Raw genomic sequence first — 21,018 nt, 5'->3', positions numbered from 1 at the left:
GGGTGTCGAGTCGGTGGTGCGGGCGGGTCAGGGAGTCAGGTGGGCGGCGAGCACCGGGCCGATGACGGCGAGCGCTTCGGAGCCCGTCATCGCGCCGTGGGTGCTCGGCACCTCGTGGACGTCGAGCCGACCGCCCAGGTGCGGGCGCCAGCTCTCCGGGTCGGGGGCGTCGGCCGGCCGGTCCTTGGCGGCGGTGAAGAACACCGCGTCGCCGTCGTAGCCGGGCAGCGGGAGTTCGTGGGACAGCTCGGCGTTGGACTGGAAGACCGAGACCACCCGGGCCACCCCGGCGCCGCTGAGGCCGGCGAGCGGGCCCTCGTCGCCCCGGACGAGCGCGGCGTAGCCGTCCTCGTCCGCGGGCCAGGCGGTGATCTCCCCGGCCGGGTGGCCGAGCGAGTCGAGGATCACCGCGAGCTGCGCCGGGTCGTCCCGCCACTGCTCGGGCCCCGGCTCGCCGGTGCCCGGGTAGGCGTCCAGCAGGGCCAGCAGCCGGACCTCCTCGCCCTGTTCGCGCAGCAGCGCGGCGATCGCGTGGGCGACGGCCCCGCCGAAGGACCAGCCGAGCAGGGCGTACGGGCCCTCGGGGCGCACGGAGCGGATCTGCGCCAGGTAGGTGCGGGCCAGCTCCTCGACCGAGGCCGGGTGCGCGGTCGGGTCGGCCAGGCCGGGGGCCTGGAGTCCGTAGATCGGCTGCTCGGCGTCGAGGTGGCGCAGCAGGCCGGTGTAGACCCAGCTGATGCCGGCGGCCGGGTGGACGCAGAACAGCGGCGGGCGCGAGCCGCGGGTGCGGATCGGCAGCAGGACGGGGAAGCTCTCGGCGGCCGGGCCCTGGGCGAGCCGCTCGGCCAGCCGGGCGACGGTCGGTGCCTCGAACAGTGTGCGGACGCCGATCTCCTCGCCCTCGCCGACCAGTTCGCGCAGGCCCGCGACCAGCCGGCTGGCCAGCAGCGAGTGCCCGCCCAGCTCGAAGAAGTTGTCGTCCACGCCGACCTTCTCCAGCCCGAGCAGATCGGCGAACAGGCCGCAGAGCAGTTCCTCCCGGGGCGTCGCGGGCGCCCGCCCGGAGCCGAGCCAGGCGGTGTCGGGGGCCGGCAGGGCCTTGCGGTCGACCTTGCCGTTGGCGGTCAGCGGCAGGGCGTCCAGGGCGACGATCGCCGAGGGCACCATGTAGTCCGGCAGGGTCGCGCCGACGTGGGCCCGCAGGGCGGCCTGGTCGACCGCGTGCCCGGGGCGGGCGACGGCGTAGCCGACCAGCCGGCGGTCGCCCGGGCGGTCCTCCCGGACCAGCACGAACGCCTGGGCGAGGGAGGGGTGCCGGGCGAGCACGGCCTCGATCTCGCCGGGCTCGATCCGGAAGCCGCGGATCTTGACCTGGTGGTCGGTGCGGCCCAGGTACTCCAGGGTGCCGTCGGCCTGGCGGCGGACCAGGTCGCCCGAGCGGTACATCCGGCTGCCGGGGGTGCCGTACGGGTCGGCGACGAAGCGCTCGGCGCTCTGGCCCGGCCGGTTGAGGTAGCCGCGGGCCAGGCCGGCGCCCGCGATGTACAGCTCGCCCTCGACCCCGGCCGGGACGGGCTGGAGCGCCGCGTCCAGGACGTAGAGCCGGGTGTCCGGCACGGGCCGGCCCATCGGCGGGGCGGTCCGGCCGCTGAGCGGGCTGCTCATGCTGGCGCAGACGGTCGACTCGGTCGGGCCGTAGGCGTTGACCATCCGCAGCCGGGCCGACCAGTGCTCGACCAGGTCGGGCGGGCAGGCCTCGCCGGCGACCACCAGGGTTCCGCCCCGCGGCAGCGCGTCCGGGGCCAGCACGGCGAGCGCGGTCGGCGGCAGGGTCAGGTGGGTGACGCCCTGTTCGGCGATCAGGTCGGTCAGCGAGGGGCCGGGCAGCAGTTGGTCGGCGTCGCCGAGGACGGCCCGGGCGCCGGTGAGCAGGGCCATGCCCAGCTCCCAGACGGCCGCGTCGAAGGACGGCGAGGCGAACAGCAGCACCCGGCTGTCGGGGGTGACGGCCAGGCCCCGGCGCTGGCCCTCCACCATGGCGGCGAGGCCGGTGTGGGTGACCACCACGCCCTTGGGGCGGCCGGTGGAGCCCGAGGTGTAGATGACGTACGCGGCCGAGTGCGGGGTGATCGCGGTGCCGGTGAGGTCGTGCGCCGGGTGGCCGGAGGCGTCCAGGTCCTCGATCAGCAGCCGCGGGACGGTGCTGTCGGCGAGCAGACCGTCGGCCAGCGCCTTGCTGGTGAGGACCAGCGCGGGCCGGGCGTCGTCCAGCATGTAGGCGATCCGGTCGGCCGGGTAGCGCGGGTCCAGCGGCTGGAAGACCGCGCCGGCCTTGAGCACGGCGAGCTGGGCGACGATCAGCTCGATCGAGCGTTCCAGGGCGATCGCGACGAACCGCTCGGGGCCCGCGCCGTGCTCGATCAGCAGCCGGGCGAAGCGGTTGGCGCGCTCGTTGAGTTCGCCGTACGTGACCTGCTCGGTGCCGAAGGAGAGCGCGACGGCGTCCGGGCGGGCGGCGGCCCGCGCCTCGAAGAGCGCCGGGAAGGTGCCGGGCGGGAGGTCCTCCCGGGTGTCGTTCCAGCCGGTGAGCAGCTGCTCGCGCTCCTCGGGCGCCAGCACCTCGACCCGGCTCACGGACTGCTCCGGGTCGGCCAGCACCGCGCGCAGGACGCGCTCGAAGCGGGCGGCCGTCGCCTCGGCGGTGGACCGGTCGAACAGGTCGACGGCGTACTCCAGCGTCAGGCCCAGCCCGGCGGGCGCGCCGTCCGCGTCGAAGCTCTCGCTGAAGGCGAAGGTCAGGTCGAACTTGGCGAGGTCGGAGTCCAGTTGCTCGACCCGGCCGGGCAGGCCGCCGAGGCTGATCCCCCCGGCCTCGCCGCCGGAGGTCAGCATCACCTGGCACAGCGGGTGGCGGGCGGTCGAGCGCACCGGGTTGAGCAGCTCGACCAGCCGCTCGAAGGGCACGTCCTGGTGCTCGAAGGCGTCCAGGGTGGCGACCCGGACGCGCTCCACCAGTTCCCGGAAGCTCGGGTCGCCGGAGGTGTCGGTGCGCAGCACCAGGGTGTTGACGAAGAACCCGACCAGGTCCTCCAGCGCCTCGTCGGTGCGCCCGGCCACCACGGTGCCGATCGGCAGGTCGGTGCCCGCGCCGATCCGGCTGAGGGTGGTGGCCAGCGCGGCCTGCATCACCATGAACACGCTGGCCCGGCTCCGCTGCGCCAACTCGGCCAGGGAGGCGTGCAGTGCGGCGTCCGTCCGGAGTTCCACCGCGGCGCCCCGGCGGCTGGGGGCAACGGGGCGGTGGCGGTCGAAGGGGAGCGTCAACTCCTCCGGGAGGTCGGCCAACGTGCTCTGCCAGTAGGCGAGTTGCTCGGTCAGCAGGGCGCTGGGCCGCTCGTCGGTGCCGAGCAGCTCGTGCTGCCACAGGGTGTAGTCGGCGTACTGGACCGCGAGCGGCCGCCAGTCGGGGGCGGTGCCGGCGAGGCGGGCCCCGTACGCCTCGGCGAGGTCGCGCAGCAGCGGGACCACGGACCAGCCGTCGGTGGCGATGTGGTGCATCAGCACCAGCAGGACGTGCTCCTCGCCGGGCAGCGAGAGCAGGGTGGCGCGCACCGGCAGGTCGCGGGCGAGGTCGAAGACCTGCGACCCGGCCTCGGCCAGCGCCCGCGCGAGCTCCTCCTCGCCGTCCACCGGCACGGTGTGCAGCGGGAGTTCGGGGGCGTCCAGGAGCAGCTGGTGCGGCTGCCCGTCGGTGGTCGGGTAGACGGTGCGCAGCACCTCGTGGCGGTCGAGCACGTCCGCCAGGGCCGTGCGGAGCGCGTCGGCGTCGACCGGGCCGGTCAGCCGGACCGCGCACGGGGTGTTGTAGAGCGCGCTCGGGCCCTCGAACTGGTCGATGAACCAGAGGCGTCGCTGCGCCGGGGAGAGCGGGACGCGCTCGGGCCGCTCGACCGGTCGCAGGGCCGGACGGGCGGCGCCCGGGGCGGGCAGGACGGCGGCCAGCGCGGCCACGCTGGGGGCGTCGAACAGGGCCCGGACGGGCAGTTCGGCGCCGAGCGCGGTACGGACGCGGCTGACCAGCTTGGTGGCGAGCAGCGAGTGGCCGCCCAGGTCGAAGAAGCTGTCGTCGATCCCGATCCGGTCCAACCCGAGGACGTCGGTGAACAGTTCGCACAGCGCCCGCTCGGTGTCGGTGCGCGGGGCGCGGCCCTCGCCGGTCCCGGTCCAGTCGGGGGCGGGCAGCGCGCGGCGGTCGACCTTGCCGTTGGCGGTCACCGGGAGGGCGTCGAGGACGACCACGGCGGCCGGGAGCATGTAGCTGGGCAGGCTGTCGGCGACGGCGGCGCGCAGCTCGGCGGGATCGCCCTCGCCGGTGGCGTACACCACCAGGCGCTTGTCGCCCGGCTGGTCCTCGCGGACCACGGCGAAGGCCTGGCCGACGGCCGGGAGGGCGGTGAACGCGCCCTCCACCTCGCCGAGTTCGATCCGGAAGCCGCGGATCTTCACCTGGTCGTCGGCCCGGCCGAGGAACTCCAGGACGCCGTCGGCGGTCCAGCGGACCAGGTCGCCGGTGCGGTACATCCGGCTGCCGGGCTCGCCGAACGGGCAGGCCGTGAAGCGCTCGGAGGTCAGGCCGGGGCGGCCGACGTAGCCGCGGGCCAGGCCGGCCCCGGCGAGGTACAGCTCGCCGGCCACGCCGGCCGGCACCGGCCGCAGCGCGGTGTCCAGCACGTACGGCCGGGTGTTGTTCAGCGGGCGACCGATCGGGACCACGGCGGGGACGGGCCCGCCCGGGCTCATGGTGAAGGTGGTCTTGATGGCGGTGGTCTCGGTGGGCGCGTACACCGCGACCACGTCGGTGTCCGGGCAGGCCCGGTGGAGCCGGCGCACGGACTCCGGCGGGACGACGTCGCCGCCGGTCCACACCTGCCGGACGTTGCGGAAGGCGGCCGGGTTCTCGTCGGCCATCAGCCGCAGCAGGCCGGACGGGGCCTGGACCAGGGTCACCTCGTGGGTGGTGATGGTCTCGGCGAGGCGGCGGATGTCCAGCTCGCCGGGGTCGGCGAGGACGATCGCCCCGCCGGTGACCAGCGGCGCCCAGATCTCGGTGGTGGAGGCGTCGAAGGCGGTGGGCGAGTGCAGCAGCACGCGCTCGTGGTGCCCGGCCCGGAAGTGCGGGTTGCCCAGCAGGTCGACCACGTTGCGGTGGGTGACGGCGACGCCCTTGGGCACCCCGGTCGAGCCCGAGGTGTACATCACGTAGACCAGCTGGCCGGGCAGGACCGGCACGGTCGGGTTGCCCGCCGCGGGGGCCTCGGCGAGCAGCGCCGCGGTGACCTCGACGGTGGCGAAGCCCTCGGTGGCGAGCACCGGGTGGCCCTGGTGGGCGGGGTCGACGAGGAGCAGGCCGGTACGGGTGTCGGCGAGGATGTGCTGGAGGCGGTCCAGCGGGTAGCGGTCGTCCAGCGGGACGTAGGTGCCGCCGGCCTTGGCGATGGCGAGGACGGCGGTGAGCAGTCCGGCGGAGCGCTCCATCAGGACCGCGACCGGCTGTTCGGTGGTCAGGCCGCGCTCCAGCAGCAGGGCGGCGAGCCGGTTGGCGCGGTCGTTCAGCTCGGTGTAGTCGAGCCGCTCGGTGTCGGAGACCAGGGCGAGGGCGTCGGGGGTGGCGGCGGCCCGGGCCTCGAACAGCCGGGGCAGGCTCCGCTCGTCGACCGGCGCGGCCGGCCCGTTCCAGCCGGTGAGCAGCTGCTCGCGCTCGGCCGGGTCGAGGATCTCGATGCCGCCGATCGGCGCGTCCGGGGCGGCCGCGGCGGCGCGCAGCACGCGCACCAGCCGTTCGGCGAGGGAGACGGCGGTGGCGTGGTCGAAGAGGTCGGCGGCGTAGTCGACGGCGCCGCGCACGCCCAGGCAGGTGCCGTCGGGGGCGAGCCGCTCGACGAAGTTGAAGTTGAGGTCGAACTGGGCCTGCGCCTCGCCGACCTCGACCGGGGTGCCCGTCGCGGCGCCGAAGGCGAGGTCGTCGGCCCGCTCCGCGTTCAGGGTGACGACGGTCTGGAAGAGCGGGTGGCGGGCGGGGGTGCGGGTGGGGTTGAGGTGTTCGACCAGGCGCTCGAAGGGGATGTCCTGGTGGTCGTAGGCGTCGAGGTTGGCGCGCCGGACCCGGTCCAGCAGCTCGTGGAAGCTCGGGTCTCCGGAGGTGTCGGTGCGCAGCAGCAGGGTGTTGACGAAGAAGCCGACCAGGTCGTCGAGGGCCTCGTCGGTGCGGCCGGCGACGGGGGTGCCGAGCGGCAGGTCGGTGCCGGCGCCGAGGCGGGTGTAGAGGGTGGCGACCGCGGCCTGCAGTGCCATGAACAGGCTGGCGTGCCGGCCCGAGGCCAACTCGGTGAGCTCGCCGTGCAGTTCGGCGTCGAGCTCGAAGTCGGCGGCGCCGCCGCGGCGGCTCGGCCGGCCCGGGCGCGGACGGTCGTACGGGAGTGCCAGCTCTTCCGGCAGGCCAGACAACTCCTGCTGCCAGTGGGCGAGTTGCAGGGAGACGACGCTCTCCGGATCGTCCTCCTCGCCGAGCAGCTCGCGCTGCCAGAGGGTGTAGTCGGCGTACTGCACCGGCAGCGGCTCCCACTGCGGCCCGGTGCCGGCCAGGCGGGCCCGGTACGCCTCGGCGAGGTCGCGGAAGAGCGGGCCGACCGACCAGCCGTCGCTGGCGATGTGGTGCGTCAGCAGCAGCAGGACGTGCTCGTCCGGCGCGGGCAGGGCGTACAGCCAGGCCCGGACCGGCAGGTCGGCCGCGAGGTCGAAGACCTGCCCGGCGGCCTCGTGCATCAGCGCGTGCAGCTCGGCCTCGTCGGCGACCGGCACCCGGTGCAGCGGCGGGCGCCCCTCGGCGAGGATGTGCTGGTGGGGCTGGCCGTCGGTGGTGGGGAAGACGGTGCGCAGCACCTCGTGCCGGTCCACCACGTCGCCGAGCGCCCCTTCGAGGGCGGCGGCGTCGAGCCCGCCGGTCAGCCGGAGGGCGAACGGAGTGTTGTAGAGGGCGCTCGGTCCCTCGAACTGTTCGATGAACCAGAGCCGCTGCTGGGCGAACGACAACGGGATCAAGGTCTGCCTCCGACTGGCGACGTACGGCTGTTGTGGCTGGTGGGGCTGCTCCGTCCGGTGGGGCGGAGCGGTCGTGCGGCCGGGGCGGGCCGCGCCAGTGGCGCGGCCCGCGTCCCGCCGCCGGTCAGGCCTGGCTTCCGGGGCGCCGCATCGGCCGCAGGGCCGGGCGGGCCTTCTTCGGTGCCGGCGCCGCTTCGCCGCCGGGCAGGACGGCGGCGAGGGCGGCCACCGTGGGTGCGTCGAACAGCGTGCGGATCGGCAGCTCCGCGCCGAGGGTGGCGCGGATGCGGCTGACCAGCCGGGTGGCGAGCAGGGAGTGGCCGCCGAGGTCGAAGAACCGGTCGTCGATGCTGACCGTCGGCACTCCCAGCACCTCGGCGAACAGCGCGCAGAGCTCCCGCTCGCGCTCGGTGCGCGGGGCGCGGCCCTCGGCCGCCCCGGCGTACTCGGGCGCGGGCAGGGCCCGGCGGTCGACCTTGCCGTTGGCCGTCACCGGCAGGCTGTCCAGGACGACCACGGCGGCCGGGAGCATGTAGCCGGCGAGGCGGTCCGCGACGAAGGCGCGCAGTTCGCCGTCGGTGGCCTTGCCGGTGGCGTACACCACCAGGCGCTTGTCGCCCGGCTGGTCCTCGCGGACCACCGCGAGCGCCTGGCCGACGCCCTCGTGGGCGGTGAACGCGGCCTCCACCTCGCCGAGTTCGATCCGGAAGCCGCGGATCTTGACCTGGTCGTCGGCCCGGCCGAGGAACTCCAGGACGCCTTCCGCGGTCCACCGGGCGAGGTCGCCGGTGCGGTACATGCGGCTGCCCGGCCCGTCGAAGGGACAGGCGACGAAACGCTCGGCGCTGAGCGCCGGGCGGCCGACGTAGCCGCGGGCCAGGCCGGCCCCGGCGATGTACAGCTCGCCCGCCACGCCGGCCGGCACCGGCTGCAGACCGGCGTCCAGCACGTACAGCCGGGTGTTGGCCAGCGGACGCCCGATCGGCACCGTGCTCGGCACCGCGGCGGCGTCGGGCATCGGGTACTGGGTGGCGCACAGGGTGGTCTCGGTCGGTCCGTACAGGGCCCGCACCGCGATGCCCGGGACGGCCTCCAGCACCCGGCGCACGGCCGGGGCGGAGACCACGTCCCCGCCGGTCAGCACCTCGCGCACGCCGGCGAAGATGTCCGGGTCCTCCTCCGCGATGACCCGGAAGAGACCGGCGGTGACGTGCACGTGGGTGAGCGCGTGGACCCGGACCAGCTCCCGGATGGCGGCCGCGTCCAGGTCGCCCTGCGGCGCGACGACCACCTGGCCGCCGGAGAGCAGCGGCACCCAGATCTCGTAGGTCGAGGCGTCGAAGGCGTGCGGCGCGTGGAACAGCACCCGCAGGCCCTCGTCGTGCCGCCAGCACGGGTCGGTGGCGAGCTGCACCACGTCCCGGTGGCTGATCGCGATGCCCTTGGGCTCCCCGGTGGAGCCCGAGGTGAACATCACGTACGCGAGCTGCTCCGGGTGGGGCGCGGCCCGGTGGGCGCGCCGCTCGCGCGGACCGTCGAACCAGCCCGCGGTGAGCGGCAGGACGGGGCAGGGGGCGTCGGCGGCCAGCGGGTGGTCGCGGTGGGCCGGGTCGACCAGGACGAGGGCCGCGGCCGTCTCGGCGGTGATCCCGCGCAGCCGCTCGGCCGGGTGGCGGTCGTCCAGCGGGACGTAGGTGCCGCCCGCCTTGGCCACCGCGAGGATCGCCGTCAGCAGGTCGGCGGAGCGGTCCATCAGCAGGACCACCGGCGTCTCGGCGCCGACCCCGGCGTCGGCCAGGTGGGCCGCCAGGTGCTCGGCCCGGGAGTCCAGCTCGGCGTAGCTGAGGGTGCCGTCCTGCGAGACCACGGCCGGCGCGTCGGGGGTGGCGGCGGCCCGGGCCTCGAACAGTTCCGGCAGGGTCGCGTCCGGGACGGGCGCGGCGGTGTCGTTCCAGCCGGTGAGCAGCTGCTCGCGCTCGGCCGGGTCGAGGATCTCGATGCCGCCGATCGGCGCGTCCGGGGCGGCCACGGCGGCGCGCAGGACGCGCAGCAGCCGCTCGCCGAGGGCGGCCACGGTGGCGTGGTCGAAGAGGTCGACGGCGTACTCGACCGCCACCGTCAGGCCCGCCTGCGGGCCCTGCTCGGTGAAGCGGAAGGACAGGTCGAACTTGGCCACGTCCAGCTCGAAGGGGTGCTCCGCGCAGCCCAGGTCGCCGAAGGCGTCCGGCACCGTGACCCGGCCCTCCAGCGCCACCAGGGTCTGGAAGAGCGGGTGGCGGGCGGGGGTGCGGGTGGGGTTGAGCTGTTCGACCAGCCGCTCGAAGGGGATGTCCTGGTGGTCGTAGGCGTCCAGGTCGGTGCGGCGGACCCGGTCCAGCAGCTCCCGGAAGCTCGGGTCGCCGGAGGTGTCGGTGCGCAGCAGCAGGGTGTTGACGAAGAACCCGACCAGGTCGTCGAGCGCCTCGTCGGTGCGCCCGGCCACCACGGTGCCGATCGGCAGGTCGGTGCCCGCGCCGAGACGGGTGTAGAGGACGGCGACCACGGCCTGCAGCGCCATGAACAGGCTGGCGTGCTGCGCTGCCGCCAACTCGCCGAGCGCGCTGTGCAGTTCGGCGTCGACGGTGACCTCCACCAGGCCGCCGCGGTGCCCCGGCACGGCCGGGCGCGGACGGTCGTAGGGGAGCGCCAGCTCCTCCGGGGCGTCGGCCAGGGCCCGCTGCCAGTAGGAGAGTTGCTCGGTCAGCAGGGCGCTGGGCCGCTCGTCGGTGCCGAGCAGCTCGCGCTGCCAGAGGGTGTAGTCGGCGTACTGCACCGGCAGCGGCTCCCACTGCGGCTCGGTGCCGGCCGTCCGGGCCCGGTACGCCTCGGCGAGGTCGCGGAAGAGCGGGCCGACCGACCAGCCGTCGCTGGCGATGTGGTGCATCAGCACCAGCAGGACGTGCTCGTCGTGCGGCAGCGACAGCAGGGTGGCGCGCACCGGCAGGTCGCGGGCGAGGTCGAAGACCTCCTCGCCGGCCGCGGACAGCGCGGCCCGCAGCTCCGCCTCGTCGGCCACCGTGGCGTGCCGCAGGGCGAGTTCGGCGGCCTCGGTGACGAGCTGGTGGGGCTGGCCGTCGACGGTCGGGAGGACGGTGCGCATGACCTCGTGCCGCCGCACCACGTCCCGGACCGCCCGCTCCAGGGCGGGCAGGTCGACGGCGCCGGTGAGCCGGACCGCGACGGGGGTGTTGTAGAGCGCGCTCGGTCCCTCGAACTGCTCGATGAACCACAGGCGTTGCTGGGCGGAGGAGAGCGGCACGCGCTCGGGGCGCTCGGCCGGCCGCAGGGCCGGACGGGCCGTCGCGGAGTCGGGCAGCGCGGCGGCCAGCAGGGCCACCGTCGGGTTGTCGAAGAGCGTGCGGATCGGCAGTTCGGCGCCGAGGCCGGCGCGGATGCGGCTGACCAGCTTGGTGGCGAGCAGCGAGTGGCCGCCGCGGTCGAAGAAGTTGTCGTCGATGCTGATCCGGGCCAGCCCGAGGACCTCGGCGAACAGCCCGCACAGGGCCTGCTCGGTGGCGTTGCGCGGCTCGCGCCCGCCGTCGGCGCCGTTGTAGTCGGGCGCGGGCAGGGCCTTGCGGTCCACCTTGCCGTTGGGGTTCACCGGCAGCTCGTCGAGGACGACGATCGCGGCGGGCAGCATGTAGCCGGGCAGCCGCTCGGTGACGAAGTCGCGCAGCTCGTCGGCCCGCACCTCGCCGGTGACGTAGGCGACCAGGCGCTTGTCGCCCGGCTGGTCCTGGCGGACCGCCACGCAGACCTGGCCGACGGCCGGGTGGGCGGTGAACGCGGCCTCCACCTCGCCGAGTTCGATCCGGAAGCCGCGCAGTTTGACCTGGTCGTCCGCTCGACCGACGAACTCCAGTTCGCCGGCGGGCGTCCAGCGCACCACGTCGCCGGTGCGGTACATCCGGCTGCCGGGCTCGCCGAACGGGCAGGCCGTGAAGCGCTCGGAGGTCAGGCCGGGGCGCCCGACGTAGCCGCGGGCCATGCCGGTGCCGCCGATGTACAGCTCGCCGGCCACGCCGACCGGCACCGGGCGCAGCCCGGCGTCCAGCACGTACAGCCGGTTGTTGGGCAGCGGCCGGCCGATCGGCACGACGGCGGGCACCTCGGCGGCCGAGGTCATCGGGAAGTGCGTCGCGAAGGTGGTCGTCTCGGTCGGCCCGTAGACGTTGACCAGCCGCAGCCCGGGGCAGGTGTCCAGGACCCGCCGCATGGCGACCGGCGAGGCGATGTCCCCGCCCGTCCACACCTCGTGCAGCCCGGCGAAGGTCTCCGGGGCCTCGGCGGCCAGCACGTTGAACAGGCCGACGCTGATCCAGGCGGAGGTGGTCCGCTCGTGGCCGATCACCGCCGCCAGCTCGGCGATGCCGAGCCGGCCGGCCGGGGCGATCACCAGCTGGCCGCCGGAGAGCAGCGGGGTCCAGATCTCGTAGGTGGAGGCGTCGAAGGCGGAGGGGGCGTGCACCGGCAGCCGCTCGTGGCCGCCGCCGGTGAACTGCCCGCCGAGCGCGAGGTCCACCACCGCGCGGTGGGTGATGGCGATGCCCTTGGGCACGCCGGTCGAGCCGGAGGTGTGCATCACGTACACCAACTGGTCGGCGTACTGCGGCAGTCCGAGGTTCTCGGGGTGCTCCCCGGCGTGCGGGTCGAGCACCGTCAGGCCGGCCAGCGCGGGGTGCTCGCGGTGCGCGGCGTCGGCCAGCACCAGCCCGGCCCCGGCGTCCGCGAGGACGGTCCGCAGCCGGTCCGTCGGCTGGGCGTCGTCCAGCGGCACGTAGAGGCCGCCGGCCTTGAGCACCGCCAGGATCGCCACCACCTGGGCGGCCGAGCGGTCGATCATCAGCGCGACCGGCGTCTCCCGGACGACCCCGGCCTCGACCAGCCGCAGCGCCAGGCTGTTGGCCCGGGCGTTGAGCTGGGCGTAGGTCAGCTCGGCGTCCTCGGCGGTGAGCGCGATCGCGTCCGGGGTCGCGGCGACCCGCGCCTCGAACAGCTCGGGCAGCGAGCCCTCCGGCAGCGGGGTGCTGGTGCCGCTCCATCCGGTGATCAGCTCGGCGCGCTCGGCCGAGGTCAACACCTCGACGGTGCCGACGAGTTCGGCCGGGTCGGCGACGATCCGGTCGAGCAGGGCGAGGAAGCGGTCCAGCAGGGCGCGGGCCTCGTCGGAGGTGAAGGCGTCCGGCTGGTGGTCCAGCCGCAGCTGCAGGCCGTCGCCGGGGGTGAGGGCGAGCGCCAGCGGGTAGTGGGCGCTGTCGACGTCCTCGACCAGGTGGACGCGGGTGGCGCCGCTCGGGTCGGCGTCGTCCAGGGCGGACGGGTCCGGGTAGTTGCCGTACACCGTGACGGTGTCGAACAGGCTGCCCATGCCCGCGAGTTGCTGGATCTCGGTGAGGCTGAGGTGCTGGTGGTCCAGCAGGGCGGACTGCTCGTGCTGGAGGCGCAGCAGCAGCTGGCCCCAGCTCTCGGACTGCTTCAGGCGCACCCGCACCGGCACGGTGTTGATGAGCAGGCCCATCATCCGCTCCACGCCCGGCAGGTCGTGCGGCCGGCCGGAGACGGTGGTGCCGAACAGCACGTCCTCGCGCCCGGTGAGCCGGGCCAGCAGCACGCCCCAGGCCGCCTGGACCAGGGTGTTGAGGGTGACGCCGTAACGGCGGGCGGTGCGGGCGAGGGCCTCGGTGGTCTCCGGGGTGAGCCCGGTGTGCAGGCGCAGCGGCAGCTGCGGGGTGGCGGCGGAGCGGCCGGGGGCGAGCAGGGTGGGCTCGTCGGCGCCGGCCAGGGCCTGCGCCCACGCGGCGCGGGCGGCCTCGCCGTCGCGCAGGGTGATCCAGCGCAGGTACTCGCGGTACGGGGCGGCCGGGGCGAGCGGCTGCTCGAAGTACAGGGCCCACAGCTCCTCGGCGAACAGCGGGGTGGACCAGCCGTCCAGCAGGATGTGGTGGGCGGAGGCGATCAGCTGGTGGCGCCCGGGCGCGAGCCGGATCAGGGTGTAGCGCAGCAGCGGGGGGCGGTCGAGGTCGAAGCGGCGGCCGTACTCGGCGGCGGCGATCCGGGCGGCCTCCGCCGCCGGGTCGGCGTGGGCGCTCAGGTCGACGACGGTGAAGGGCAGCTCGACGCCGTCCGGGACGACCTGCACGGGCGGGCCGTCGTGCCGCTGGTGGAACGCGGCCTTGAGGTTCGGCTGGCGGGTCAGCAGCGCCTCGGCGGCGGTGCGCAGGCGGTCGGCGTCCACCGGGCCGGTGAGGTCGAAGGTCACGACCGAGGTGTAGACGTCCGCGCCGTCGGCGTCGTACGCCGAGTGGAAGGCCATGCCCTGCTGGAGCGGCGAGGTGGGCCAGACGTCGACCAGGCGGGCGGGGGCGTGGTGGGCGGCGAGCTCGTCCACCTCGCTCTGGGTGACGGCGACCAGCGGGAAGTCGGAGGGGGTGTGCCCGCCCGCGTCCGGCCGATCGGCGTGCCCGGCGAGCGCGCCCAGCGCGGCGAACCAGGCCTCGGCGAAGGCGCGCACCCGCTCCTCGGAGAGCAGCCCGGTGGCGTAGGACCACTGGGCGACCAGCAGCGGGCCCTGCGGGGTGTCCACGGTGGTGGCGTCCAGGCCGAGCACCCGGCCGAGCGCGAGGCCGGTCGCGGCGCCCTCGGACATCGCCTCGGTGCCGGCGAGCACGTCCTCGGCGGTGACGCCCTCGGGCGCGAAGCGGCCCAGGTAGTTGAACTCGATCTGCGGGTCGGCGCAGCCGGCCAGGACGGCGGCGGTGTCCGGGTTGAGGTGGCGCAGCAGGCCGAAGCCGATGCCGTTGTCCGGCACGGCGCGCAGCTGCTCCTTCACCCGGCCGAGGGCCCGGCCGAGCCCGGGGCCGGCCGCGGTGACCTCGGACCAGTCCAGCGCCCCGGGGGCGAGCCGGACGGGGTAGACGGAGGTGAACCAGCCGGCGGTGCGGTGCAGGTCGACGCCGTCGACGATCTCCTCGCGGCCGTGGCCCTCCACGGTGACCAGCACGGCGCCGTCGGGTCCGGTGGTCTCCCGGCCGCGCCAGTGGCCGAGGGCCAGCGCCAGGCCGGTCAGCAGCACGTCGTTGACCTGGGCGTGGTAGGCGGCGGTGACCTTGGTGAGCAGCGCCCGGGTGGTCTCGGCGGGCAGCACGAGCCGCAGCAGGCCCTCGGTGGCGTAGGTGTCCGTGGCCGGGTCCAGCGGGCGGTCGCCGAGCAGCGGGTCCGGGGTGGCCAACGCGGCCTGCCAGAGCGGGAGTTCGGCGGCCCGGCGGTCGGTGTTCGCCTCGGCGGTGAGCCGCTGGGCCCAGCGGCGGAAGGAGGTGGGCACCGGCGCGAGCTCGACGGCGCGGCCCTCGCGGAGCGCGGCGAGCGCGCCGAGCAGGTCCTCCTCGACGATGCGCCAGGTGACGCCGTCCACCACCAGGTGGTGGATCACCAGCAGCAGCTGCGAGGGCGCCTGCGGACCGGCGTCGAAGCGCACGGCCTGGACCATCCGCCCGTCCTCGGGGGACAGGCGCTCGCGGGCGGCCCCGGTCTCGGCGCGCAGCGCCTCGGCGGTGGCCGGGCCCTCGACCCGGCGCAGCACGGCGTCGGCGGGGACGGCGCCGGCCTCGGGGACGTGCAGCGTCCAGGGGCGCTCGGCGAGCGGGGAGGTGCGGGCGCGGAACAGGTCGTGGTGGTCGAGCAGGGCCTGGACGGCGGCGGTCAGGTGCTCCTGCGGGGTGCCGGCGGGCAGGGTGAGCACGGTGGACTGGTAGAAGCTCTCGACCGCGCCGTGCTGGGCGGCCAGCCAGTGCACGATGGGCGTCGGCGGCACCTCGCCGAGGCCGGCGCCGGCGGGCTCGACGACGACCGGGCCCTCCAGCGGACGGGCGATCCGCGCCAGCGCCTCGACGGTCGGGGCGAGGAACACCTCGCGCGGGGTGAGCTGGAGGCCCGCGTGCCGGGCCCGGGAAACCAGCTGGATGGCCACGATGGAGTCGCCGCCGAGCTCGAAGAAGGAGTCGGTGACGCCCACCCGGGGCAGCCCCAGCACCTCGCCGAACAGCCGGACCAGGATGTGCTCCAGCTCCCCGGCGGGGGCGCGGCCCTCCTCCTCGCCGGCGCCGAACACCGGCGCGGGCAGGGCGCGCTTGTCGACCTTGCCGTTGGGCGTGAGCGGCAGCCGGTCGAGCACCACGACGGTGGGCACCATGTGGTCGGGCAGCCGCTCGGCGCAGTACGCGCGCAGCTCGGCCGGGTCGGCGGCGCCGACGGTGTAGCCGACCAGGCGGCGCTCGCCCGGGCGGTCCTCGCGGACCAGCACGACGGCCTGGCGGACCTCGGGGTGGGCGGAGAGGGTCTGCTCGATCTCGCCGAGCTCCACCCGGAAGCCGCGGATCTTCACCTGGTCGTCGGCCCGGCCGAGGAAGTCCAGCTGGCCGTCCGGGCGGTAGCTGCCGAGGTCGCCGGTGCGGTACATCCGCTCGCCGGGCCCGCCGTACGGGTCGGCCACGAAGCGCTCGGCGGTCAGGCCGGGGCGGTTCAGGTAGCCGCGGGCCAGGTGCGGGCCGGCGAGGTACAGCTCGCCCACGGTGCCCGGCTCGACCCGGCGCAGCCGCTCGTCCAGCACGTGGATGCGCACGTCCTGGCAGGGCCGGCCGATCGGGGGCAGCTCGTCGCCGGTCAGCGGCTCGCTCATGCTGACGATGACGGTGGCCTCGGTCGGTCCGTAGCTGTTGAGCATCAGCCGGCCGCGGCCGCAGCGGGCGGCCAGCTCGCGGGAGACCGCCTCGCCGCCGCCGATCAGGGTGCGCAGCGAGGGCATCGGGAGGTCGGGCAGGGTGGAGATCATCGCGGTGGCGATGTCGGCGTGGGTGACGCCGTACTGGTCGATCAGGGCGGCCAGCGGCTCGCCTACCAGCTGGCTCTGCTCCCGCGGCAGCACCAGGGCGGCGCCGGTGGTGAGCGCCACGGACAGGTCGGAGACCGAGACGTCGAAGCTGAGCGAGGACGCCTGGAGCACCCGGCTGCCGGGGCCGACCCCGGTGGCGGCGACCTGGGTGCCGATCATGCTGGGCAGCCCGGTGTGGGTGACGGCCACGCCCTTGGGCACGCCGGTGGAGCCGGAGGTGTAGATGACGTACGCGGTGTTCAGGGCGCTCACCGGCCGGACCCGCTCGGCGGCGGTGAACGGCGTGCCGGGCCGGGCGTCGAGGTCGGCCCGGTGCTCGGCGGAGTCGAGCAGCAGCCGGGGGGCGTCGGTCGCGGGCAGCTGCCCGGCGGCCCCGGCGGTGGTGAGCACCAGGGCGGCGCGGGAGTCGGTCAGCATGTGGCGCAGCCGCTCGGCCGGGTAGGCCGGGTCGGCGGGCAGCCAGGCGGCGCCGGTCTTGGCGACGGCGAGGATCGCGGCGACCGCCTCGGGGGACTTCGGCAGCGCCAGCGCGACGACGTCCTCGGTGCCCAGGCCGCGGGCGGCCAGCACCCGGGCCAGCCGGTTGGCGCGGGCGTCCAGTTCGGCGTAGGTGAGGGTGGTGCCCTCGGCGTACAGGGCGGGGGCGTCCGGGGTGCGGGCGACCTGGGCGTCGACCAGCTCGGTGAGGGTCGGTCGGGCGGGTGCCCCTTCGGCCAGCCGGGCGGCCAGCGCGGTGGGGGTGGGGGCGTCCGCCAGGACGGGCAGCGCCAGGCGGACGCCGAACTCGGCGTGCACCCGGGCCAGCAGCCGCTCGGCGGCGGGCCGGTCGCCGCCCAGGTCGTAGAAGCCCGCCGCGGGGTCGACCGACTCCCGGCCGAGCACCTCCGCGAACAGTCGGCACAGGACCTCGGCCGCTTCCGGCCGCTGCTCGGATCTGTGCGTCTGCTGGACCCCGGACATGTGACTCTCTCCCTTGTGCGGCTGGCCCCCGCGGTGGCGGGAGCGGCGAGCTGGGTTGACCCCGGGGCGGTCGGCCCGGGGGTCGGCGGAGCGATGTTGCGGTCGTCTCGCGGTGCTGCGGTGTGCTTGGTGCGACGGCCGTGCGGCGCGGCGGTGCGGAGGGTGGGAGTGTGCCGGGGCCGTTTCGGTGCACGCGCGTAGACGTCGGACACGGGACCGCGCCGGCGGCGTGAGGGTGCGCCGCGCGGCGGTGGAGTGCTGCGGTGGTGGGGCGGGGCGGTGTCGGCGGGTTCCGGCGGGGCGGTGGGCCGACGGCCGGGGGAGCGGCCGGACGGGCGGCGGCTCGGGCGCGGTACCGCGCCGGGTGAGCGGGTGGTGCGCGCTGTGCTCAGTGCTCTGTGCTCTGCGCTCGTCGCCGGGGCGGTGCGGCCGGGGGAGCGGCTGCTCGGCGTGGGATCCCCGTGCGGAGGCCGTGTGGTCGTTCAGCCGTCCGACGGTCGGTGCGCGGAGGCCGCGATCAGTTCTCGGACAGGTGCGCGATCAGGCTCTTCGGCCGCAGATCCTGCCAGTTCTGCTCGACGTAGTCGAGGCAGTCCTGCCGTCCGGCGGCACCGAACGCCTGCTGCCAGCCGGCGGGCACCGGGCTGAAGGCCGGCCACAGCGAGTGCTGGCCCTCGTCGTTCACCAGGACGAGGTAGCTGGCCTCGGCATCCTCGAACGGGTTCGCCATCGTCGGTTCCTCTCTGTTCGGAGCTGTCTGGAGCTGTTCGGAACTGTGCGGAACGGTGCGGAGCTGTGCGGGGCGGTGCGGAGCGGGGCGGTCGAACGGAGCCGCGGCTCACGCACCCCAGCCGGAGTCCTCGCTGGGGCCGGCGACGGCGGCGATGGAGACGGCGGGCAGGTGCGGCTGGGCGTGGAGCTGGAGGCCCACCACGGCGGCCAGCAGAACGGCGAGTGTCCCGAGCATCTTGTGGACGCGGACGGCAAGGCTTGGCATCGCGAATTCCTCTTCCTGAGGAGGGCGGTCTGCCCTCTTCGCTCTGAAACGCATCCTGCCGAAGGCCCAAACGTGCGTGGAAGCTCTGACTGTGATCGTGAACACGCAATGCGGGAACCGGAAGCCCGGGCAGATCGTGTCAAAAACAGACAGACATGATCCAAATCACACCCGGCACTGTCAGATCAGTGGTGGGAACTCCGATGGCGCGGGGGACATCGCAGCGCGGAGGCGGGCACCCCGGCGCGCCTCAGTGAGCCCCGGCGCAGTTCCTCCCGGACGGCCGGCCAGTCCTCGACCCACGGCCGGCCCGTCCCGGCCGGCGACTCCAGGGCGAGCGTCGCCAGGTACGCGCGCTTGAGCGCGGCCCGTTCGTCCTGCACCCGGCCCGCGGACTGCTCGATCCGGCGCAGCCGCGCGTGCAACCGCTCCAGCGCGCCCCCGCCCGTCAGCAGCCGCCGCGCCTCGGGCCCGAAACGGAAGCCGGGCGCCAGCAGCGGCCAGGCCGCCCGCCACGCCCGGAACACCTCGCGGTGGCTCGGCCCCCACTCCCGCTCGGCCAGGGACAGCCGCTCCAGCGCGGCCGCCTCGGTCGGCGCCGTACAGGTCTCGCGCAGCGCCCGGGAGAGCGCACTCCAGTCCTCGCCGGGCGCGTGCCGCAGCGCCCCGTGCAGCAGATGGGCCACCGAACCGTGCACCACGGTACGGGGCCACTGCTCGGCCGCCGCCTCGGCCAGCACCGCGCCGGTGCCGCCGACCAGCACCCAGACCTCCCGCACCCCGCGCCCGGCCAGCCCGGCCAGCACCTGGGGCCACTGCTCCCCGTCCGCGGCCGGCCACAGGCCCAGCACCTCGCGCCGGCCCTCGACCGAGATCCCGAGCGCCAGGTGCACCAGCGGACCGCCCGAGCGGCCGCTGCGCACCGAGTCCACGAAGACCACCGGGTAGACCGGGTCGAGCCGCCGCCCGCGCCGCTCGGCGAGCTCGTCGAGCACCTGGTCGGTGATGGCCGAGACGGTCTCCCGGCTGAGCTCCACGCCGTACACCTCGGCCAGGTGCGCCACCAGTTCGCCCGAACTGAGGCCGCGCGCGGTCAGCGAGATCACCAGCCGGTCGAGCCCGGGCAGCCGCCGGGCCCGGGGGAGGACGGACTTCGGGGCGAAACTGCCCTCGCGGTCCCGGGGCACCCGCACCTCGACCGGACCGATCTCGGTGAGCAGCCGTCTGGCCCGGGCGCCGTTGCGGCCGTTGGTGCCCGTGCCGGTGCCGGAACCGCGCAGATGCTCCTGGAGTTCGAGCTCCAGGGCGCCCTCGATCAACTGCTTGGCGAAGGCCTGGAGGATCCCGCCGTCGCCCAGCAACCGGACGGCGCCGGAGCCGACCTGTGCGGCGGCGGCCTCCGCCAACTGTCGCACCAGGCGCTGGTCCACCAGGCCGGCGAGGGCGGCGGGCGGTGTCGCCGGATCGGAGTCAGCTCGCAACTGGGGGTGCCTTCCGTCTGTAGGCCGTTCCATTCACCGACCGCCCCGCTCCGGACGCCCCGACGGGACGTCAGGTGCGATGGGCCGGCAATCCCCCGGTCACCGCTGCCGGGTGCGGTCGTACTCGTGCCCGGCGGCTCCCCCGCTTGCGTGCACGCCCGACTACCGTCAGCCGATGATTTCCGCGCCCTTTGGGCGTACACTCACGGCTGTCGGAGCCCGGGGGGCGGCTTCCGAACGGCAGTCACTTCTCATCTTGCCGGTTCTGATGCCTGGTGGAAGCCGGTTCGGGCATTCGTGAAACCGCAATGCCGAAGCCGGAAGGATGCCCAGATGTGCCCAACCCAGGACAAGAGCATGGAAAGGGGAACACCCCAGCTCTGCGACCGGGGCATCGAGTTCTACCGCACGGCACTGGTCGAGGGGGAGGCCACCGGCGAGGCCCCCGAGTGCCTGCTCGCGATGGGTCTGCTGCGCCCGCTGCCCGGCTCCGGCCAGCGGCTGGCCCCCGTCCCGCCCGACATCGCCGTCACCGGATTGACCCGGCCGCTCGAACTCGCCGTACTGGCCCACCAGGAACGGCTCGCCGAGCTGCACACCTCCTTCCACGCCGCCGAGCACGCCTACAAGGACGTCATGCGGCGGGCCAAGTTGCCGATCCGGCTGCTGGCGGGCGACGAGATCAGCCCCGCGCTGGAGAAGGCCGTCGCCGGCTGCTCCGAGGAACTGCTCACCGCCCAGCCGGGCGGCGGCCGCGCCACCGAGCAACTGGCCGACGCGCTCCCGCGCGACCTCGCCCTGGCCGGCCGCGGCGTGCGCCAGCGCACCCTCTACCAGCACACCGTGCGCTCGCACGGCCCGACGCTGGCCTACATCGAGCAGGTCACCGCCCAGGGCGCCCAAGTGCGCACCCTGAACGAGGTCTTCGACCGGGTGATCATCTGCGACCGCTCCACCGCCTTCATCCCGGCCGGCGCCGACCGCGCCGCCGCGGCGATGCTCATCCAGCTCCCGCCGCTGGTCGAGTACCTGCTCAAGATCTTCGAGCTGATGTGGGAGCGCGCCGAACCCGTCACCTACCAGCAGGGCCACCACCGCCCCCGGCTGCTGACCGCCCGCACCCGGCAGAACGTCCTGCGCCTGATGGTCAACGGCTACACCGACGAGGCCATCGCCTCCCGCCTCGGCATGAGCACCCGGACGGTCTCCAGCCACATCCAGAAGGCCAGCGAACTCCTCGGCAGCCGCAGCCGCGGCCACCTCGGCTACATCATCGCCCGCCAGGGCGTCCTCGACGAGCCGCTCGACGAACTCTGAGGGCATCGAGGAGAACTGACGAGGAAACGAGAGAGCGGGCCCGGCGGAATCTCCGCCGGGCCCGCTCGGCGATTGCCGGGGGAGGACCCTTGGTCGGGTGGCCGCAGGACGGTGGCCCGTCCGCCCGGTCGAGGACCTCGGTGCTGCCTCACTTGCTCGTGGTGAGGAGGCCGCGGTTGCGCAGGACGCGGCGTTCGACGGGGGTGAAGACGAGGAGTTCGATGGCGATGCCGACGAAG

The 21,018-nt window shown here is 75.1% G+C and carries 6 protein-coding genes; 1 reads left to right on the top strand and 5 read right to left on the bottom strand.

The window, feature by feature from the left end; all coding sequences use genetic code 11:
• Positions 1 to 27: 27 nt before the first annotated feature.
• From ACGFSC_RS38085 to ACGFSC_RS38065, 5 genes are all read right to left on the bottom strand, one after another.
• On the bottom strand, positions 28 to 7,098 hold the full coding sequence (locus ACGFSC_RS38085; protein ID WP_359909570.1) for an amino acid adenylation domain-containing protein: 7,071 nt from the start codon (positions 7,096 to 7,098) through the stop codon (positions 28 to 30).
• Between the two features lie 124 nt (positions 7,099 to 7,222).
• Positions 7,223 to 16,984, bottom strand: a complete 9,762-nt coding sequence (locus tag ACGFSC_RS38080; RefSeq protein WP_359909573.1) for an amino acid adenylation domain-containing protein — start codon at positions 16,982 to 16,984, stop codon at positions 7,223 to 7,225.
• A gap of 517 nt (positions 16,985 to 17,501) precedes the next feature.
• Complete coding sequence (locus tag ACGFSC_RS38075) at positions 17,502 to 17,714, bottom strand: MbtH family protein (RefSeq protein ID WP_359909576.1); 213 nt, start codon at positions 17,712 to 17,714, stop codon at positions 17,502 to 17,504.
• Between the two features lie 108 nt (positions 17,715 to 17,822).
• Complete coding sequence (locus ACGFSC_RS38070) at positions 17,823 to 17,981, bottom strand: hypothetical protein (protein WP_359909578.1); 159 nt, start codon at positions 17,979 to 17,981, stop codon at positions 17,823 to 17,825.
• A 185-nt stretch (positions 17,982 to 18,166) separates the two neighbouring features.
• Positions 18,167 to 19,462 carry an IS256 family transposase gene (locus ACGFSC_RS38065; RefSeq protein ID WP_359909581.1) on the bottom strand — a complete coding sequence of 432 codons (1,296 nt, stop codon included), beginning with the start codon at positions 19,460 to 19,462 and terminating at the stop codon, positions 18,167 to 18,169.
• Positions 19,463 to 19,795: 333 nt separating this feature from the next.
• Between ACGFSC_RS38065 and ACGFSC_RS38060 the strand changes: the two genes are divergently transcribed.
• Positions 19,796 to 20,779, top strand: coding sequence for a helix-turn-helix transcriptional regulator (locus ACGFSC_RS38060; RefSeq protein WP_359909584.1), 984 nt, complete (start codon positions 19,796 to 19,798; stop codon positions 20,777 to 20,779).
• The last annotated feature ends 239 nt before the right edge of the window (positions 20,780 to 21,018 follow it).

Source organism: Kitasatospora sp. NPDC048715, assembly GCF_043198905.1.
In the GTDB taxonomy this organism is placed as follows: Bacteria; Actinomycetota; Actinomycetes; order Streptomycetales; family Streptomycetaceae; genus Kitasatospora; species Kitasatospora lactacystinica.
This window is presented reverse-complemented; position numbering and strand designations above follow the sequence as displayed.